This is a genomic window from Arthrobacter sp. Y3225116 (assembly GCF_059091245.1).
Genome location: NZ_JBNHGL010000001.1, coordinates 1 through 16,222, shown reverse-complemented (window position 1 = coordinate 16,222; position 16,222 = coordinate 1). Strand labels below are relative to the sequence as shown.

The window sequence follows — 16,222 nt, the reverse complement described above, 5'->3', positions numbered from 1 at the left end:
CAAGGGTGTGTGCAGTTCGGGCACCTCGCCCGGGGAGGGGAAGCACGCCCGTTCGCGGTCAGCTCGTGCGCAACACGCTTGCGGCACGCGTCAATTGCCAGGTCAGTATGGCGCCGAGCAGGGCGAAAGCGCACGTCATCCACCAGGTCGAATGCCACCCTCCGGATATCGTTGCTACCCACGCCATGAGCGGCGGGCCGGCGAAATTTCCGACGTTGAATATTTGCTGCATCAAGCCGATGACTGCGGGGACAGACCCGTCGGGCGGCGCCAGTCCCACCGCCACGCGGGTCAGGATGGCCGGCGCCATGCCGCCGACCAAGGAGAAGATCATGGCGAAGGTGAATTGCCCGGCGAGGCCGGAAGATCCCGCCGGCCAGGGCACGGCAAAGATCGCCACTGAGGTGACCGCCATGGTGCCGAACGTAACCATCAGCAGGGCTCTTGGGCCGGATCCGCGTTGCAAAAGCAGCCCGGATGCCAGCGCGCCGATGGCGTTGACGCCTCCCACCGCCGCGGACAGCAAACCCGGCCAGGGGCTGTCGAGTCCGGCGGCGCTGTATATCGACGGGAGGAACCCCATGACTGCCATCCATTGGACGGTGTAGCAAGCGAAGACGGCGCCAGCGGTCCACGGTGCTTGATGACGCAAGGTGGCCCGCACACGTCGCCCCGATTCAGGAATACTGCCCGCCGTCATGGCTGCAAGCGGATCCCGCGGAACCCAGCGCAGCACCGGGATTACCGGGGCCAAGGCAAGGGCCGCCATGACAATCCACCATGCGCGCCAGTCCATGGCTTGCAGTGCCAGGGCAGCGGTGGAAAAGCCGAGCAACGCAGCTGTGCCTTGGAAGGCACCCCAGCTCGCCATGGCGATGTTCATGCGTCCCGGAGGGCAACTGCGTTGGATCAAAGGAGGCGCCAACACTGTGCAGAGCAGAAACCCCACGCCTTCGATGGTCCGCGAAACCATGAGAACCGCGACGCTGGGCGCCACGGCACCGAGCAGGGAACCGCCGGCCAAAAGCAGGAGGCCGAGGATCAGCAGGCGACGGAGCCCGAAGACTTCACCCGACCAGGCGACCAAGAGGCCGCCGAGCATGCTTGCCACCTGAATGATCCCCACGAGCAAGCCGGCGAGGACCAAAGAAATCCCAAGTTCCGCTTGAATGGCAGCCAAGGCATTCGGCAGCTTCCAAATATGGGTCGCAGCCGCGATGCCAGCGAGGACGACGACGATCCACCCGAGGTTGCTTTCGGGGCGGAGGTTCCCACCCACAGCTTGGCCGGAAGCCTGCAGTTGGCCTGCGGGTACGGGCGGCTGCGGCACGTTGAAGCTCCTTGGGGTGGTTTGGCACCAGTTTGCCGCAGGAAACCGGCCAGCGATCGGCGAATTTCCGTCCAATGGAAGGCGCCGGGGTGGCCCTGGGGTGAAACTGCATCAGCTGCCGGTGCCAAGTCCTCCCTCGCGCAGGATGCTCACGAGCAATTCCACAACGTGGCTGGGCTGGCGCTCGCTGGACCAGAGGGCGGCAGCCTGCAACGGGGGAATATCGTCGGACAACTCCCGGAGGACGACCGGCGTCGTGCCCATGCCGCGCACGGAATCAGGTACCAAAGACACGCCCAGGCCGGATGCCACCAACGGAATGGCCGTCTGCAGCGTTGCCACCCTTCGCGTCTGCGGCGGGGTCAGGCCCAGCCCGTCCCACAGCGTGTCGAAGAGCTCCGGCAAACCGCGGATCCTCAACGACCTGCGCGGCATGATCCAGGTCTCGCCATGCAGTTCGGCCAGGCTAAGCCGCTCCGGGGCATCCGAGAAGGATGGGGGCAAAGCCAGCAGCATCGGAAGATCTCCGGCATGAAGGACGTGCAGCGAGGAGCGGTAGGAATCTTGCAATTGATCGCAACTAAGCGTTGCGATCAGGCCGACGTCCGCCTCGTTGGACAGCACCATCTCAAGAACTTTCGCGGGGGGCGGATCGGCCACGGTGATGTCGGTAGTGGGGGAGTCTGAAACAAATCTCCGAAGCAGGCGCGGAAGAAGGAACCACGTAATGGTGGGGACTGAAGCGATCGACAATCGGCCATCCGTGCCGATGACTCCGTTGCGCATGTCATCCCGCAGTTGGTACAGATCCTGAAGAATCCGCTCGGCCTCCTCCGCGAAATGGGAGCCAGCTTCCGTCAGCCGTACCCCTCTCGCTTCGCGGGCCAGCAGGGGGCGGCCTAAGTCGGCCTCCAGCTTGGCGATCGAGATGGACAGCGGCGGCTGAGTCATGTGGAGCGACTCCGCCGCGCGAGAGATCGACCCTTCGGTGGCGACCCGAAGGAAGTACTCAAGCTGCCGTAGTTCCATATATCAAATATATGTCACCCCCGCTAAAAAAATAATAGACGAATGTCTGAGTGGCAGATCACACTGAGATCTGCAAGTCTCTGGAACTCCATCGGGTTCCTCTCTTTGATCCTAAGGACACGCCGTGACATTCACTGCTGCCGATGCTTCCACGCGGCATCCGGCGAAAGGCCGGGCGGCCGGTGGACCGGAACCGGTTTCGGGGCGGCCGCGCCTACTGAGGCGGGGCACGTCCCGCCGGGTGCCCTGGCGCGGCGCCGCCACCGTTGCCGCCCTCCTCCTGCTGTGGGAGGTGGCCTCGCGCGCCGGGCTAATCCCTGCAAGTTCGCTGCCTCCGGCCAGCGAAGTGCTGGCCGCATGGCCGGCGCTCGCCGCCGCGCCTGCCTTTTGGGCCGCTGTGGGCCACACCTTGGCCAGCGCCCTCGGCGGACTGGGAATAGTAGTCCTCATTGCGGTGCCGCTGGCCTTGGCTATTGGCCTCAGCCGCTTTGCCCGCGAATCCACCTGGCTCGTCATCGAGTTCCTGAAGCCCATACCGCCGGTCGCGATGATTCCGCTGGGACTGCTGCTCTGGGGGCCGTCAGAGACGATGAAGCTCATGCTCATCTGCTTCGGTGCGCTGTGGCCGTTCCTGACCCAGATGGTTTACGGCATTGGACAGGTCGACCACGTCGCCCTGGACATGGCCCGCAGTTACCGGCTGAAGGCCTGGCTGACCACCAGCCGGATAGTGGTTCCGAGCCTGCTGCCCTTCGCGGCTACCGGCCTGCGCGTTTCCGCCTCCATCGCCATCGTGGTCTCAGTCGTGACTGAGTTGATCGGCGGCGCGGCGGGCCTCGGCCGCGACATCATGATCGCCCAATCCTCGGGGAACCTGCCCGCCATGTATGCCCTCATCCTGACTACCGGACTGCTTGGGCTGCTCATCAATTTCGCCTTCGCCGCGGCGGAACGTCCCCTGCTCTTCTGGCACCCCTCCCAGCGAAAGGATGCCGAGCGATGAACCGCACACTTCCAGTCCTGCGCACCGCTGCTCTGCGGCTGTGGCTCCCCGTCCTGCTCGTTGCCGCGTGGTGGTTCACCTCTGCCGGCAGCCAGAACATCTATTTCCCGCCGTTGGCCACCATCATGGAAACCTTCGCCCAGGACTGGCTGGGCAGCCGCGTTACCACCGATCTGCTGCCGTCGCTGGGCAAGTTCGGCCTGGGATTTCTGATTTCGGCCCTGGGCGGTGTCGCGCTGGGAACCTGGTTGGGCCTGTCGCCGGCGGCGCGTGAAGCCGCAGAACCCGTCGTCCAGTTCCTTCGATCGCTTCCGCCACCTGTCCTCCTGCCGATCGGGCTGCTGTTCTTCGGCATCACCGGGACCATGAACGTCGCCATCATTGTCATGGGCGCCATCTGGCCCACGGTGCTCAACACGGCCGACGGCGTCCGCAGCCTGGACGGCCAGATGGCGGACATGGCGCGCAGCTACCGCCTCACTTTCGCGCAGCGGTTGCTGTCCGTGGTGCTGCCGAACGCTGCCCCGCAGATCTTCGCCGGGCTGCGCACCACGCTGCAGCTTTCGATCATCCTCATCGTAGTCAGCGAGATGGTCGCGGCCGTCAGCGGTGTGGGCTATTACGTGCTCAATTCACAACAGACCTTTGCCGTGGCCGAAACGTGGGCGGGCACTCTGGTCCTGGGCGTTATCGGCTACCTGTCCACCCTCGTATTTCTCGCCGTCGAGAAACGAGTTCTGAGCTGGCAGCACGGCATGCGCCGTGCCGCAGGAGGAGAATGAAAATGCAAGAATCAACCACGGACGCACCGGTTGGGCTCGGGCTCCGGCCGGAGCAGGCCGTCGTCGAACTCCGCGACCTGCGCAAGTCCTACGGATCGGGCAATACGGCCGTTCCCATTCTCGACGGCGTCAATTTTGAGGTCCGTCGTGGCGAGTTTGTCTGTGTTGTCGGCCCATCCGGTTCCGGCAAAACGACGTTGCTCAAGTGCATCGCAGGCCTTCTCAAGCCCACCGCGGGCCGCACCGTCTTCGAAGGCGAAGAAGTCGTTGAACCGCCGGCCAAGCTCGCCGTCGTCTTCCAGGATTACAGCCGCAGCCTGCTGCCGTGGATGACCATTCGCCGCAACATTGCCTTGCCGCTGCGCAACAAGTTCCCGAAAGGGGAACGGGATGCGCGCATCGACGAGGCACTCGAAAGTGTGGGACTGGCAGGCAAGGGCCACCTGTACCCGTGGCAAATGTCCGGCGGTATGCAGCAACGCGCAGCCATCGCGCGCGGGCTCGCCTACCAACCGGACGTGCTGCTGATGGACGAACCGTTCGCGGCCGTTGACGCGCAGACACGGATCGACCTGGAGGACCTGGTCTTGGAGATCCGCGCCAAATACAACACGACCGTCCTGTTTGTCACGCACGATATCGACGAGGCCGTCTATCTCGCGGACCGCGTCATCATCCTGTCCGGAGCTCCGACGAGTGTCAGCCACAACATCTCCGTCGACCTGCCCCGCCCCCGTCACCAGGTGGAGACGAAGCGGGAACCGCGCTTCGCAGAGCTACGCTCCTTCGTCTTCGAACAAATCCAAGCCGCCAAGTCCAACGCCGTGCGCAACCGCGCCGACGCCTAACGCCGCCCCATTTTACGTCCCCGAGAGGATTACATCCCATGCGAGTAACCAAGACATCCTTCGCTGCGGCATCCGCCGCAGCAGCACTGTCCCTGTTCCTGGCCGGCTGCGGCGGTTCGGCACCGGCCGGCGATTCCACTGCTGCCGCCGGGGCAGCTGCCGCCACGGAGATCAAGGTCGGCCTAATTCCGGTCGCTGAATTCTTCCCGGTCTACGTCGCGGAAGACCAGGGATTCTTTGATGAGGCAGGACTGGATGTCACGATCGAATCCATGTCGAATGCTGCCTCGATCGTTCCTTCAGTTCTCAACGGCCAGTTGAATATCGGTACTGCCGCCACGCCGCCCTTCCTTACCGCCATTGAGAAGAACATTCCCGTTACCGCCGTCGCCAACGCCGGCAACACAACCTCGGTGGCAGGCGAAGACACCGGAGCGTTTGTGGTGGCGGCCGACAGCGCCATCACGTCTCCGAGCGACCTCGAGGGCAAAACAGTAGCGGTGAATGCGCTGAGCTCCTTGCCTCACGTCGCCGCGGCTGCCCGCATCGCTGCCGACGGCGGCGATGCGGACGCTGTGAAGTTCGTTGCCATGCCGTTCACCGACATGCTGGCCGCACTGCAGCAGAAGAGGGTGGATGCCATTCTTCCGGTGGAGCCCTTCATGTCACAGAGCCTCGAGGCAGGGGCCAAGAGCATCTCCCCGCTGTATACCGATGTTTACCCCGCCGGAACAACTCACACGCTGTACTTCGCGTCCAAGCAATTCGCAGCCGAGAATGCCGGGGCCATGGCTGGCTTTCGGGACGCGGTGGCCAAGGCTAATGACCTGATCTCCCAAGACGTGTCGGTACTGCGCGCCGCTTTGGTAGAGCATGGTGGAATGGCTGAATCCACGGCGGAAACCGTAAACCTGCCCGCGTACGAGACGGACTTCAACATCGAAGGCATGAAGGTACTGGCGGCTAAGATGAAGGAGAACGGCTTCCTGACCACCGACGTGGACGTCGAGGGGTCGATCCTGAAGTAAACCAGAACTTTCCCGGCCGGGCGCCACGGTGCCCGGCCGGCGCCGGTTTCGGACCATGCGATCGCCGGGACGCCGTCGGAGGAGGTTTCGTGGCCAATCCATATCCACGCAAGGCGAAGTCAACGGAGGCCGCAGCGCCCGAGCCGCAGAATACTGTGACGGCCAAGGCCTTGTCGCTGTTGGCTACTTTCGACCCCGAAAACAGCCGGCATTCCCTCAGTGAGATGGCCCGGCGCGCCGGCCTGCCCGTGGCCACCGCGCACCGCTTGGCGAACGAACTGGTGGCTTGGGGAGCTTTGGAACGTGTCGGCGGCGCATATTTTATCGGACACCGAATCTGGAGGCTGGGCCTGCTGGCGCCGGTACGGCAAAACATTACCGAATTGGCTGCCCCCTACATGCAGGACGTCCTGTTCGTCACCCAAAACGTGGTAAATCTCTTCATCCTCGACGGCGAAGAGGCGTTGCTCTTGGAACGGATCTCAGGAACCAGGGCAGGCCTGCCGTTCCGCAGGGTGGGGGCGCGCATGCCGCTGCATGCGAGTGCCGCCGGCAAAGTCTTTTTGGCCTTCGGGCCCGCGCTTGTTCGGGAGATGCCCGGCCGCCGGATGGAGGCCCAGACCGAACACACCATCACTGATCCGGTCGCGCTGAAAGTCGAACTCGAACGGGTTCGCTCCCGCGGCTTCGCCACGACGAATGAAGAAGCCGGCCTGGACAACTATGCCGTGGCCGTGCCGGTCCTGATGTCCAATGGCACCTGCACCGCGGCACTCGGTGTAGTCGCCCAGGGAGGGCCTCCATCCGTCGGGTCCGTGGTTCCAGTGCTTCGCATTGCGGCCCGGAGCATCGCCCGCCGGCTTGCTGCCGGCAGCGGGTACTGACTCGCGGACTTCCTGCCGCTGGCTGCCGCAGGGCTTTCCATTGGCCGGAAAGGGCGCGGGGGACTGTGGCGCCGCGCACCTAGCATGGTGATCACTGCCTCAACCGCACTGCGGGGCCGGCGCGATTTACCCGATATCTAGGAGCGGTACAGCATGACAACCACTGCCCCAGTGATGGCTCCAGCAGTCATTGATACCACCATAGAGGCCGTGGAACACGTTGCCGACGGTGTTGCCTCCCTGGTACTGCGCCGCACCGACGGCCAGCCCTTCTCCCCCTGGGAACCCGGAGCTCACATTGACGTGTTTCTGGAGGAGGGGCTGATTCGGCAATATTCGTTGTGCTCGACACCCAACGACCTCAACACCCTGCGCATCGGAGTGCTCCGAGTACCGGACTCCAGGGGCGGCTCACAGCATGTGCATGAGAAGCTTGCCGTCGGGGCGCCGCTGGCCATCTCGGCCCCGCGCAACAATTTTCCGTTGGCAGATTCACGCAAGTACTTGTTCCTCGCGGGCGGCATTGGCATCACACCCATCATCCCGATGATTGAGGCAGCGGAGACTGCTGGCCGGGAATGGGTGCTCTACTACGGAGGGCGCAGCCGGGACACGATGGCCTTCGCCGACCGCCTCGTCGCTCAATACGGCGAGGAGCGCGTGCGCATCGTGGCCGAGGACACTGACGGCCGCATGGACCTGCAGAGAATCTTGGGAATGCCGCGGGCCCACATGCTCGTTTATGCCTGCGGTCCCGGAGGCATGCTCAATGCGGTCGAAGACTTCTGCATGGGCTGGCCTCCAGGGGCCCTCCACACCGAGCGGTTCGTCGCGGATTCCCTCGGCGCCGGCGCCAATGCCGAGCCGTTCGACGTTGAACTCGCCCGCACTGGCGGTACCGTGACCGTGGCGGCTAACCAGACGATCTTGGAGGCAGTGGAGCAGGTCGGGGCCCGGGTGCTGTCGAGCTGCCGCGCGGGGTTGTGCGGAACCTGCGAAACGCGGATCCTCTCCGGCGAGCCGGAACACCGCGATGCCGTCCTCACCCAGGAAGACAAGGATGCCGGCGAGATCATGCTGGTTTGCGTCTCCCGTGCAGCTGCCGGCTGTGACCGGCTCGTCCTCGACCTCTGACCGTTCCAGGAGCAATCATGACCATCACATCGCACGAACCCGCAGTCATCGCTGAGGATCCGTTCAGCCCGGCAGTCATCACCGACCCGTACCCGTTCCTTACGCGCCTTCGCGACGCCGGGGCAGTTACCTGGCTTGAGTCCGCCGGAAGCTACGCGGTCGCCGGTTACGAGGAGGTGTACGAGGTCCTCACTGATTTTGAGACGTATTGCTCCTCCGGTGGCCTCGGTCCCCGGGACATTCGCAAGGACGAGGGGTGGCGGCCGCCGAGCATCCTCGAGTCGGACCCGCCGATCCACACCGTGATGCGCCGGGCGCTGACCGGCGTCATCAATCCCGGGACCGTGCGTGCGCTGCGCGCTCCCTTCACGCCCCCGGCAGAGGAGTTGGCCAGCGACCTGGCCCGACGCCCGGGGTTCGATATCGTGAAGGATCTTGCTGAAAAATATCCGCTGCGGGTCTTCCCCGACGCCGTCGGCATCCCAGACGAAGGCCGTGAGCACCTGCTGCCTTACGGGAACATGGTGTTCAACGCGTTCGGACCGGAGAACTACATCTTCCAGCAGGCATTTGCCCACGGTGACGAGCACGCGGCCGCCGTGATGAAGAGCTGCGCCCGGGAATCCCTGGACGATGTCGGTTTCGGCGCCCGCATTTGGGACAAGGTCGGCGAAGGGCTGATCACGGAACAGCAAGCAACGCTGTTGGTGCGCGCGCTGTTGTCCGCCGGGGTGGACACGACGGTGTTCGGCATCGGCAATACCCTGTCAGTACTGTCCCGCAGCCCAGACGTGTGGGCCAAGCTGCGCGAGAACCCCACCATGGCCAAGTTCGCCATCGACGAGGCGCTGCGGCTGGAATCACCATTCCAAAAGTTCCACCGCACCGTCACCGTGGACACCACCTTGGGCGGTGTACGCATCCCGGCCGGTTCCAAGGTCCTGGTCTTCATCGGGGCAGCCAACCGGGATCCGCGCAAGTGGGGGGACGATGCCGATTCGTTCAGTTTCGAACGCAGCTCGTCCGGACACGTCGCTTTCGGCATGGGCCTGCACCAGTGCGTCGGCCAGCCGATTGCCCGGCTTGAGATGGAGATCGTCCTGCAGGAACTGCTCCAGCGGATCGCCACGATCGAGCCGGCAGGCGCACCGGTGCCCATCGTGCACAACGTGCTCCGTGGCTTCGAGTCCCTGCCCGTGAGCATCACCGCAGCCTGACTCTGCCTGGCGGCGACTGCCGCGTCCGCACAGTTCCGGCAGTTCGCCCCTGCGGGAAGCCCCGCCACTCCCAACCGCGGAGCTTCCCGCCGCTCCCTACCAGCGGCGCCGCGCTACTTCCTGCCTCCGGACGCCGTCGCGCCACTTGCCGGCAGCCCACGCGAATCGTTCTCCCCAGAAGGAACCACCATGGCTATCGATACCTCCGCGCCGTCCGACGCAGCCGCCGCAGACCACCGGGACCCTGCCCGCTGGAGCCCACGGAAACGCAATGCATACGGTTGGGGCATCACCGGCATGCTGCTGATGCTGATGATGATCAGTTGGGCAGACAAGGCGATTCTCGGCATCGTTGCGGTGCCGCTGATGGCGGACCTCAACCTGACAACGGAGCAGTTCGGCCTGCTCGGCAGCGCCGTCTTTATGCTCTTCGGCGTGGCGCAGCTGGTCGCCGCGCCGATCGCCAACCGGGTCAAGTCCAAGTGGATTCTGCTGGTCCTGTGCCTGACCTGGTCCGTGGCCCAAGTGCCGATCTTCGTTTTCGCCTCGCTGCCCGCCTTGTGGTTCAGCCGTCTGCTGCTGGGACTGGGCGAGGGGCCTTTGGCGCCGATCTCGATGCACGCCACTTATAAGTGGTTCCCCGCGGCGCGCAGTGCAGCGCCAGCGGCCGTCACCTCCTCAGGGGTCACCCTGGGCATTGTGGCCTTCGCACCGGTCCTGGCCTGGATCGCAGCCGAGTTCGGTTGGAAAGCCACCTTCGTCTTCTTGGCCGTCATTGGCGTGGTGTGGGCCATCGCATGGATCTTTGTGGGCAAGGAAGGCCCCTATGTCTCGGCGCAGGCCGAGCGGGAGATGGACGGCAACGACCAAGGATTTGGCGAAGACGCCTCGGCTGCGGCCGCTGTTGCCGCCGACACCAAGGTTTCCTATCGCCGCTCCTTCGCTACGCCGACCTGGCTGCTCGCGGTGTTGTGCTCCTTCCTCGGGTACTGGACCTTTACGGTGGCCACCACATGGCTGCCGGCATACTTCGAGACAGTTCATGGTGCCAGCACGCAGGAGGCCGGTTCGCTCATTACCTTGCCGGCGCTTTGGGGCACGATCGCAACGATCGGGCTGGGGGTGCTGTCCCAAAAGCTGGCCGGGCGAGGTATTCCGACCAGGCGTTCGCGCGGGGTTGTCCTTGGTGGCGCCGCGGCCTTTGCCGGGACCATGGTCATCTTGGGAACATTGGCTCCAGCTGCCTGGCTCGCGGTTCTCTGCTTTACCTTCGGATTCGGTACCGCTCCCGCCCTGTTTGCACTGACTTACCTTGTCGCATCCGAGACCACGACCGTCGGGCAGCGCGGCGCGGTGCTCCAGGTGACGAACGCGGTGCTGACAGCCGGTGGGCTCTTCGCCCCCGCCGCCGTGGGTTTCATTATCGGACGGGCGACGAGCGCCCCTGTCGGCTATGCCGACGCCTTCCTCCTGACGGGCGGAATGCTGGCCGCCGCGGGCATCCTCGGAGCGGTTTTCATCAATCAGCAGCGTGACCGCCGCCGTCTGGGACTGGACATCGCCCAGCCAGCCTGACCCGGCAAGACTCCTTTCAGCGCAACCGGACAGCGCCGCCGCCCCTCGGGGCGGCGGCGCTGCCTTGTCGCACCTGCAGGCCATGCCGGAAACGAAAGGGCCAACCCCGAAGGGTTGGCCCTGGCACCGCACGGCGGAGTCAGTTCGCCGTCTGTAAGGCCGGCGCGAGGGTGAAACGATCGCCGCTGAGGGCGACGTCCACAGGCCCGGCGAAGGTGCTGCGCGCGCGTCGTCCCCATTCCTCGGTGCTCGCGACCCCCGCTAAATGCGACAGCACCAGACGTTTGGCGCCCGACTGGGAGGCGATGCGGCCGGCGCCCTCGGGGGAAGTGTGCGACATGCTCTGATGGTTGAGGAAAGCCGGATCGAATCCCCGCCGGGCAAAAAACTCAAGATTCACGGCTTCATGCACCAGGATGTCCGTGCCCTCGGCCAGGCGGCTCAGGGCGGCGCATTCTGCGGTATCGCCTGAGAACGTGACGGAACCTGCTGCGGTGTCGAAACGAAAGGCGAGCGCCGGCCGCACCGGAGGGTGGTCCACGAGGACGGCGGTGACCCGGACAAGGTTGTCTTCATAGACAGGAAACGGCGCCCCGGCTTCGACCGAGTTGTAGGCTGGGGTCTGGATCTCGGTGGCCTTGACCAGACTCTTTAAATTGGGACGTGCCTCATCCGTCTCGCGGATGCTGACATCGTAGGAAAAAGCCTCAAGCGCATGGTTCACCATCTCGTGGGTGCCAGCCAAACGAAGGCCGTCGGGATGCGTGGTGTCCCGGCCCGGCCCGTATATTCCGACCTCGCGGGTAAAGCCCTCCACGGGCTCTCCCCAGTTCCAGAGAAGGAAGCCGGGCAGTTCGACAACGTGGTCGGAATGCAGATGGGTCACGAAGCCTGCAACGAAATCACGGCCGCGCAGCCCCGCCTGATGAGCTGCCCGGACACAACCCAAGCCAAAGTCCACCATGTAAAAAGAATCTCCGACGACGACGGCGCTGGCGATACCGTTTTCCGGGCCGCGGATAGCGGGTCCGGCCGCGGTACCCAGCGTGACGAGTTCGGTGGTGGGAATGGATGTCAATGGACTTTCCTTCGTCGTGTGCGGCATGGCTAAGCGTGGGGCCGCATGTTGAGGGTGCGGGTCTCCAGATATTCGTCGAGGCCCCAACGGCCTCGTTCCCGGCCCACTCCGGAAGCCTTCCAGCCGCCGAACGGTGCATCCGGTTCGACGACGGTGTGTTGGTTAATCCAGACCGTCCCTGCTTCGAGCCGGGAGGCTATGCCGTGGGCGCGGGCCGTGTCCGGTGACCAGACCGAGGCGCCCAGGCCGAACTCCCCGGAGTTGGCCGAGTCCACCGTGGCGTCCAGGTCGTCATAAGTCACGATCGGAAGGGCGCTGCCGAACTGTTCCTCATCCACGAGGCGCATACCTGGTTCAGCGTCGATGACGACCGTGGGCGACAGGAAGTAGCCGGGGAGGTCGCAGCCCCGGGAGCCGCCGGCGGCTATCCGCGCACCGGAGGCAACGGCTTCCTCCACCAGGCCGTGGACGGTCTGCAGTTGAGAAGCGTTGTGCATGGGGCCCATCGTCGTACCTTCGACAACTCCGCGTCCCAGCACATGTTCCGAGGCCACGGCGACGATTGCCTCGGTGAATTCACTGGCGCGACTGCGCGGCACGTACACGCGCTTCACTGCCATGCAGACCTGGCCGGCGTTGCGGAAGGCGCTGCCAACGATGCCGCGGGCCGTTGTTTCGGCGTCGGCGTCGTCGAGGACGATGGCCGGATCGTTGCCGCCCAGTTCCAGAGTCACGCGCTTGACCGTGGCCGCCGCCTGCGCTGCCACGGAGGTTCCGACGTCGGTGGAACCCGTAAAGGAAATTTTCCGGACGCCCGGCATGGAGCTGAGCGCCACGTTGACCGTGCGCCGGCTGCTCGTGCGCACCTGCAGCACACCAGCCGGGAGGACCGTGTTAAGGACCTCCGCAAGGGCCAAGGTCGAAAGGGGAGTGCTGGCCGACGGTTTGGAGATGACGGTGCAGCCCGCGACCAGAGCAGGGGCAAGTTTCACACAGAGCAGCGAGATCGGGAAGTTCCACGGAGTGATCGTCCCAACCAGTCCGACCGGCCGGTAATGGACTTCCAGGGAGCGGTCGGCACGCGGTGGCAACGGCTCGACCTCGTCCCACTGCAAGTCGGCGTAGTAGTCGAATAGGCTTGCCGCGACGCGGAATTCTCCCACTGCTTCGGCCAGCACTTTACCCTGTTCCAAGGACAGGATGCGTCCCAGGCGGTCCGCGTCTGCGCGGATCAGCTCGGCGATGCGCCGGAGTGCTGAGCGCCGGGCGTCCCGGTCAGCGGCCCAGTCCGCGGCGACGGACTGTGCCGCTCCTATGGCCTGGCGGACGTCGTCCTCGGAATGCTCCGGGGCTTGGCCAACGACTTCTAGGGTCGCGGGATCGAGGACGTCGTAGACGGCGTGCGGCATGGTGGTCCTTCCGGATCGGGCGTGCTTCCTCATAGCATCCCGTCCGGCGGCGTATCACGTATCCCGGTGTTCCATTGGGTGGAAAGAAGGTGTGGTCCGCCTCGTGAAGAGATGCACGATAGGAGCCAAGAGAGAACTAGCCGACGCGCCCCCGTGGGGTGAAGGAGTGGGATGACATGACCACCAATCTGCCGATTGCTGTTACAGGAGTTTCCTCCGGAATCGGTGCGGCCACCGCACGGTTGTTGAGCGGGCAGGGCGCCACGCTTATCGGCATTGACAGGGCCGTGCCGGCGTCGTTCGAGGGCAGGTTTATTCAAGCGGATCTCTCGACGCCTGAGGGTGCCCGCGAAGCCGCCGCGCAGGTGGCGGCGGCAGCACCCGAAGGAGTGCAGGGCTTGGCCAATATCGCCGGCGTTCCGGGGACCGCACCGTGGCGCACAGTCCTCGGTGTCAATGTCTACGGGCTTCGTGAGCTGACACGCGGGTTGGCGCCCTCGCTGGTTGAAGGCGCGGGTGTCGTTAATCTGGCCTCATCTGTGGCCTTCCAATGGCGCAGCCTGATCGACTCCTGTGCCCGGTTCGCCCTTGCTGTGGACACCGAAGCTGCCCTTGAAGCCGTCGCGGACGACCCGCACGCCACCGGGGAGTCCTACCTCTTCTCCAAACAGTGTGTTCGTTTCCTCACCGAGCAGCTCTCGGCGGAGCTGTTGCCGCGCCGTATCCGGGTGAACTCGGTCAGCCCGGGCCCGGTGCAGACGCCTATTTTGGAGGACTTCAAGAACGACCACGGACGGGACAAAGTCGAGGGGGCGGCCAAGCTTCTGGGCAGGTTTGGCGAGCCCGAAGACATCGCGGCCGTGGTGGCCTTCCTGCTCTCCAGCGAGGCGGCCTGGGTGAACGGAGCTGATATCCGGGTCGATGGCGGGCTGACCGCGTACCGTGCCTCGTCTGCCGTCACCGCGGGAGCCTGACGGCCTGCTCCTCCTTTAGGTCTCAGGCGCCGTCGTCGTAGTACTGGCTGTTCATCCCGAACTCGGGGTCCTGTTCGGAGCGGACCATGCGGTGGTCTTCGGGGTGGTCCAGGCAGGGGCTGGTGAAGGAGAGGACGACGGCGCCCACGCCGCCGGCAACGTGGTGGGCGGCGGTGGCGCCGAGGTCGCCGTTGCGGAAGTAGAGGGTCCGTACGTCGCCGGTTTCCGCGGCAGCCTCGTTCTTTTGCTCCCAGCCGTGCGCGGTGAGGTAGCCGGCGGCGGCGTCGAGGGCGGCGTTGGCCTGGTCCGCGTCCGCGACCTTGCCGGTGGCCCGGGCAATCCAGGCGGTTTGGGTTTGCGGCTGCTCGTCCTCCGGGCGCAGGCAGGTTTGCTCGCGCAGCAGGTTGATTTTCAGGTCGGCGGCGGCGGAAGTCTCGGCGATCGCCTGGGGGAGCAGCTGCTCGAGCTGGCGGCCGTAGTCCTGCGACGTCGGTTGTATCTCCTGCGGCTGGTTCTCCTGCGGCATGGCGCAGCCTCCTAGAATGACGGCGGAAAGGGCGGCAGACGCGGTGAGGGCGGCGGCGAAGCCGGGGCGCCGCCGTCGTTCTTCGCCGCGCGGGCGGGCGGGGCGGCGCCAGGGGGAGTGAGCCCGCATGTTCATTTCTCCAGACTTTCGACCGTCACGGTTTCAAGGTTGCCATATGCGTAGTCCTCGGGATTCTGCTCGAGCGGGCTGGTGATCAGCGGGCCGTAGGGGGAGTAGGTCTGCCGGATCCGGTCCGGGACGAACGGGCTGACGCTCGTGCCTTCGACGACGCCCTGGATGTTGGTGGCCGAGGTGGAGCCGGGCCAGAAGTAGTCCGTGTGCCCGTCCATCAGCGAGCCCGGGTCCTCCGGCTTCAGGAAGCCGGTCTCGAGCCGGACCGGGTCCATGGCGGTGGGGCTGCCGCCGCGCCAGAACGACGCTCCGTGGTAGCCGCCGCCGAGGACCTGGGCCGCGCTGATCGGGTCGTCGCGGGTCTGCAGCCAGTAGCGGTGGGCGTCGGGGTTGGCGGTGTCCGCGGGGCTGCCCACGTTGTGCCCGGTGCCGGCCGGCGCGACGTAGACGATGTTGGTGGAATCCAGGCCCTCGCGTTCGGCCGTGCCCAGCAGCGAGCCGCCGGCGCTGTAGCCGATGTACGTGGTGCGGGCGTCGGGCCGGGTCTCGAGGTCGAGGGCGTGGTCGAAGGCGGCCAACAGGGGCCCGCCCCGCTCGTTAAACGAGGTGGTGATGTTGTCCGGGACCTCATCCGGCAGGTCGGTTCCCTGCCAGTAAAAGGAGACCGTGCCAGCGGGCGGTTCTCCGTTCACGGCGTCGAGCCGGGCCGAGTAAGCCTCCAGCTGGCCCAAATCTGCGCCGGTGCCAGGCACCAGGGCGGCCACGGTCCTGGTGTCCGGCGTCAGCGTGCCGTTCATGGTGACGATCCGGCCGTCGCCGTCCAGGCTGACCAGGACCACCTGGGAGTGATGGCCGACGGCGTAGTCCAGCCCCGTCTTGAGCGTTGCCAGCCGGTCGTGTTCGGACTGCCAGGTTTCGAGGTCGTCGGTGTACTGCCGGTAGGCCCGCTGGTAGACCATCCGCGGGTGGCCCTGCTGATTCCCCGCGGCCGCGAGGTAGTCGCTGAGGTCGGGCTGCGGGCCCAGCTGCGCCTGCCGGGTCGCCACCGTTTCGCGGTAGCCGGCGGTGGTGACGGTGTTGGCCCGGATCCGGCCGGCGAAGGGGATGCCGTTCAGGCTCCCGAACACCGCCGGGTAGAGCAGCAGCAGCCGTTCCTGCTCGGACGGCGCCAGCGTGAGCCAAGCCTCGCGGATTCCCGCGATCCCGCCCTCGGTCAGCGCGGCGTCGCCGGTCATCGCCTCCGCCATGACGGCCTCGGCCGAGCCGGGCATCC

General features: G+C 65.5%; 15 protein-coding genes. 9 read left to right on the top strand and 6 right to left on the bottom strand.

Annotated features, from left to right (window positions below):
- Positions 1-58: 58 nt before the first annotated feature.
- Both AC5RV2_RS00075 and AC5RV2_RS00070 read right to left on the bottom strand, forming a co-directional pair.
- Positions 59-1,330: an MFS transporter gene (locus AC5RV2_RS00075; RefSeq protein WP_494090596.1), complete on the bottom strand. Its 1,272-nt coding sequence runs from the start codon at positions 1,328-1,330 to the stop codon at positions 59-61.
- 111 nt (positions 1,331-1,441) lie between these two features.
- Positions 1,442-2,359 (bottom strand): LysR family transcriptional regulator, encoded by a 918-nt coding sequence (locus tag AC5RV2_RS00070; RefSeq protein WP_494090595.1) that lies wholly within the window; start codon positions 2,357-2,359, stop codon positions 1,442-1,444.
- A 124-nt stretch (positions 2,360-2,483) separates the two neighbouring features.
- Here AC5RV2_RS00070 and AC5RV2_RS00065 point away from each other — a divergent pair, with 124 nt between their 5' ends.
- The 8 genes from AC5RV2_RS00065 to AC5RV2_RS00030 all read left to right on the top strand — a co-directional run bounded on the left by AC5RV2_RS00065 (position 2,484) and on the right by AC5RV2_RS00030 (position 10,830).
- Positions 2,484-3,362 carry an ABC transporter permease gene (locus tag AC5RV2_RS00065; RefSeq protein WP_494090594.1) on the top strand — a complete coding sequence of 293 codons (879 nt, stop codon included), beginning with the start codon at positions 2,484-2,486 and terminating at the stop codon, positions 3,360-3,362.
- Positions 3,359-4,144 carry an ABC transporter permease gene (locus AC5RV2_RS00060; RefSeq protein WP_494090593.1) on the top strand — a complete coding sequence of 262 codons (786 nt, stop codon included), beginning with the start codon at positions 3,359-3,361 and terminating at the stop codon, positions 4,142-4,144. The genes AC5RV2_RS00065 and AC5RV2_RS00060 overlap by 4 nt, the downstream gene beginning before the upstream one ends.
- 2 nt (positions 4,145-4,146) lie before the next feature.
- Positions 4,147-4,992: an ABC transporter ATP-binding protein gene (locus tag AC5RV2_RS00055; RefSeq protein WP_494090592.1), complete on the top strand. Its 846-nt coding sequence runs from the start codon at positions 4,147-4,149 to the stop codon at positions 4,990-4,992.
- A 38-nt stretch (positions 4,993-5,030) separates the two neighbouring features.
- A complete protein-coding gene (locus tag AC5RV2_RS00050; protein ID WP_494090591.1) occupies positions 5,031-6,020 on the top strand; it encodes an ABC transporter substrate-binding protein in 990 nt (329 codons plus the stop codon).
- 89 nt (positions 6,021-6,109) lie between these two features.
- Complete coding sequence (locus AC5RV2_RS00045; RefSeq protein WP_494090590.1) at positions 6,110-6,904, top strand: IclR family transcriptional regulator; 795 nt, start codon at positions 6,110-6,112, stop codon at positions 6,902-6,904.
- A 153-nt stretch (positions 6,905-7,057) separates the two neighbouring features.
- Complete coding sequence (locus tag AC5RV2_RS00040) at positions 7,058-8,038, top strand: PDR/VanB family oxidoreductase (RefSeq protein WP_494090589.1); 981 nt, start codon at positions 7,058-7,060, stop codon at positions 8,036-8,038.
- A gap of 17 nt (positions 8,039-8,055) precedes the next feature.
- The gene (locus tag AC5RV2_RS00035; protein WP_494090588.1) at positions 8,056-9,255 is read left to right on the top strand and encodes a cytochrome P450; all 1,200 of its coding nucleotides are present in this window, start codon (positions 8,056-8,058) and stop codon (positions 9,253-9,255) included.
- A 189-nt stretch (positions 9,256-9,444) separates the two neighbouring features.
- Entirely contained in the window at positions 9,445-10,830 is a 1,386-nt protein-coding gene (locus tag AC5RV2_RS00030) for an MFS transporter (RefSeq protein ID WP_494090587.1), read from the top strand.
- Positions 10,831-10,969: 139 nt separating this feature from the next.
- On the opposite strand, the gene AC5RV2_RS00025 is transcribed toward AC5RV2_RS00030, so the two are convergent.
- Together AC5RV2_RS00025 and AC5RV2_RS00020 are read right to left on the bottom strand one after the other, a co-directional pair.
- Positions 10,970-11,908, bottom strand: a complete 939-nt coding sequence (locus AC5RV2_RS00025) for an MBL fold metallo-hydrolase (RefSeq protein ID WP_494090586.1) — start codon at positions 11,906-11,908, stop codon at positions 10,970-10,972.
- Between the two features lie 29 nt (positions 11,909-11,937).
- Positions 11,938-13,317 (bottom strand): aldehyde dehydrogenase family protein, encoded by a 1,380-nt coding sequence (locus AC5RV2_RS00020; RefSeq protein WP_494090585.1) that lies wholly within the window; start codon positions 13,315-13,317, stop codon positions 11,938-11,940.
- A 176-nt stretch (positions 13,318-13,493) separates the two neighbouring features.
- Between AC5RV2_RS00020 and AC5RV2_RS00015 the strand changes: the two genes are divergently transcribed.
- Complete coding sequence (locus AC5RV2_RS00015) at positions 13,494-14,291, top strand: SDR family oxidoreductase (protein WP_494090584.1); 798 nt, start codon at positions 13,494-13,496, stop codon at positions 14,289-14,291.
- 22 nt (positions 14,292-14,313) lie between these two features.
- Here AC5RV2_RS00015 and AC5RV2_RS00010 read toward each other — a convergent pair whose 3' ends face one another.
- A complete protein-coding gene (locus tag AC5RV2_RS00010) occupies positions 14,314-14,946 on the bottom strand; it encodes a hypothetical protein (protein WP_494090583.1) in 633 nt (210 codons plus the stop codon).
- 2 nt (positions 14,947-14,948) lie between these two features.
- The coding region (locus tag AC5RV2_RS00005; RefSeq protein WP_494090582.1) for an alpha/beta hydrolase at positions 14,949-16,222 on the bottom strand (1,274 nt) is incomplete at its 5' end.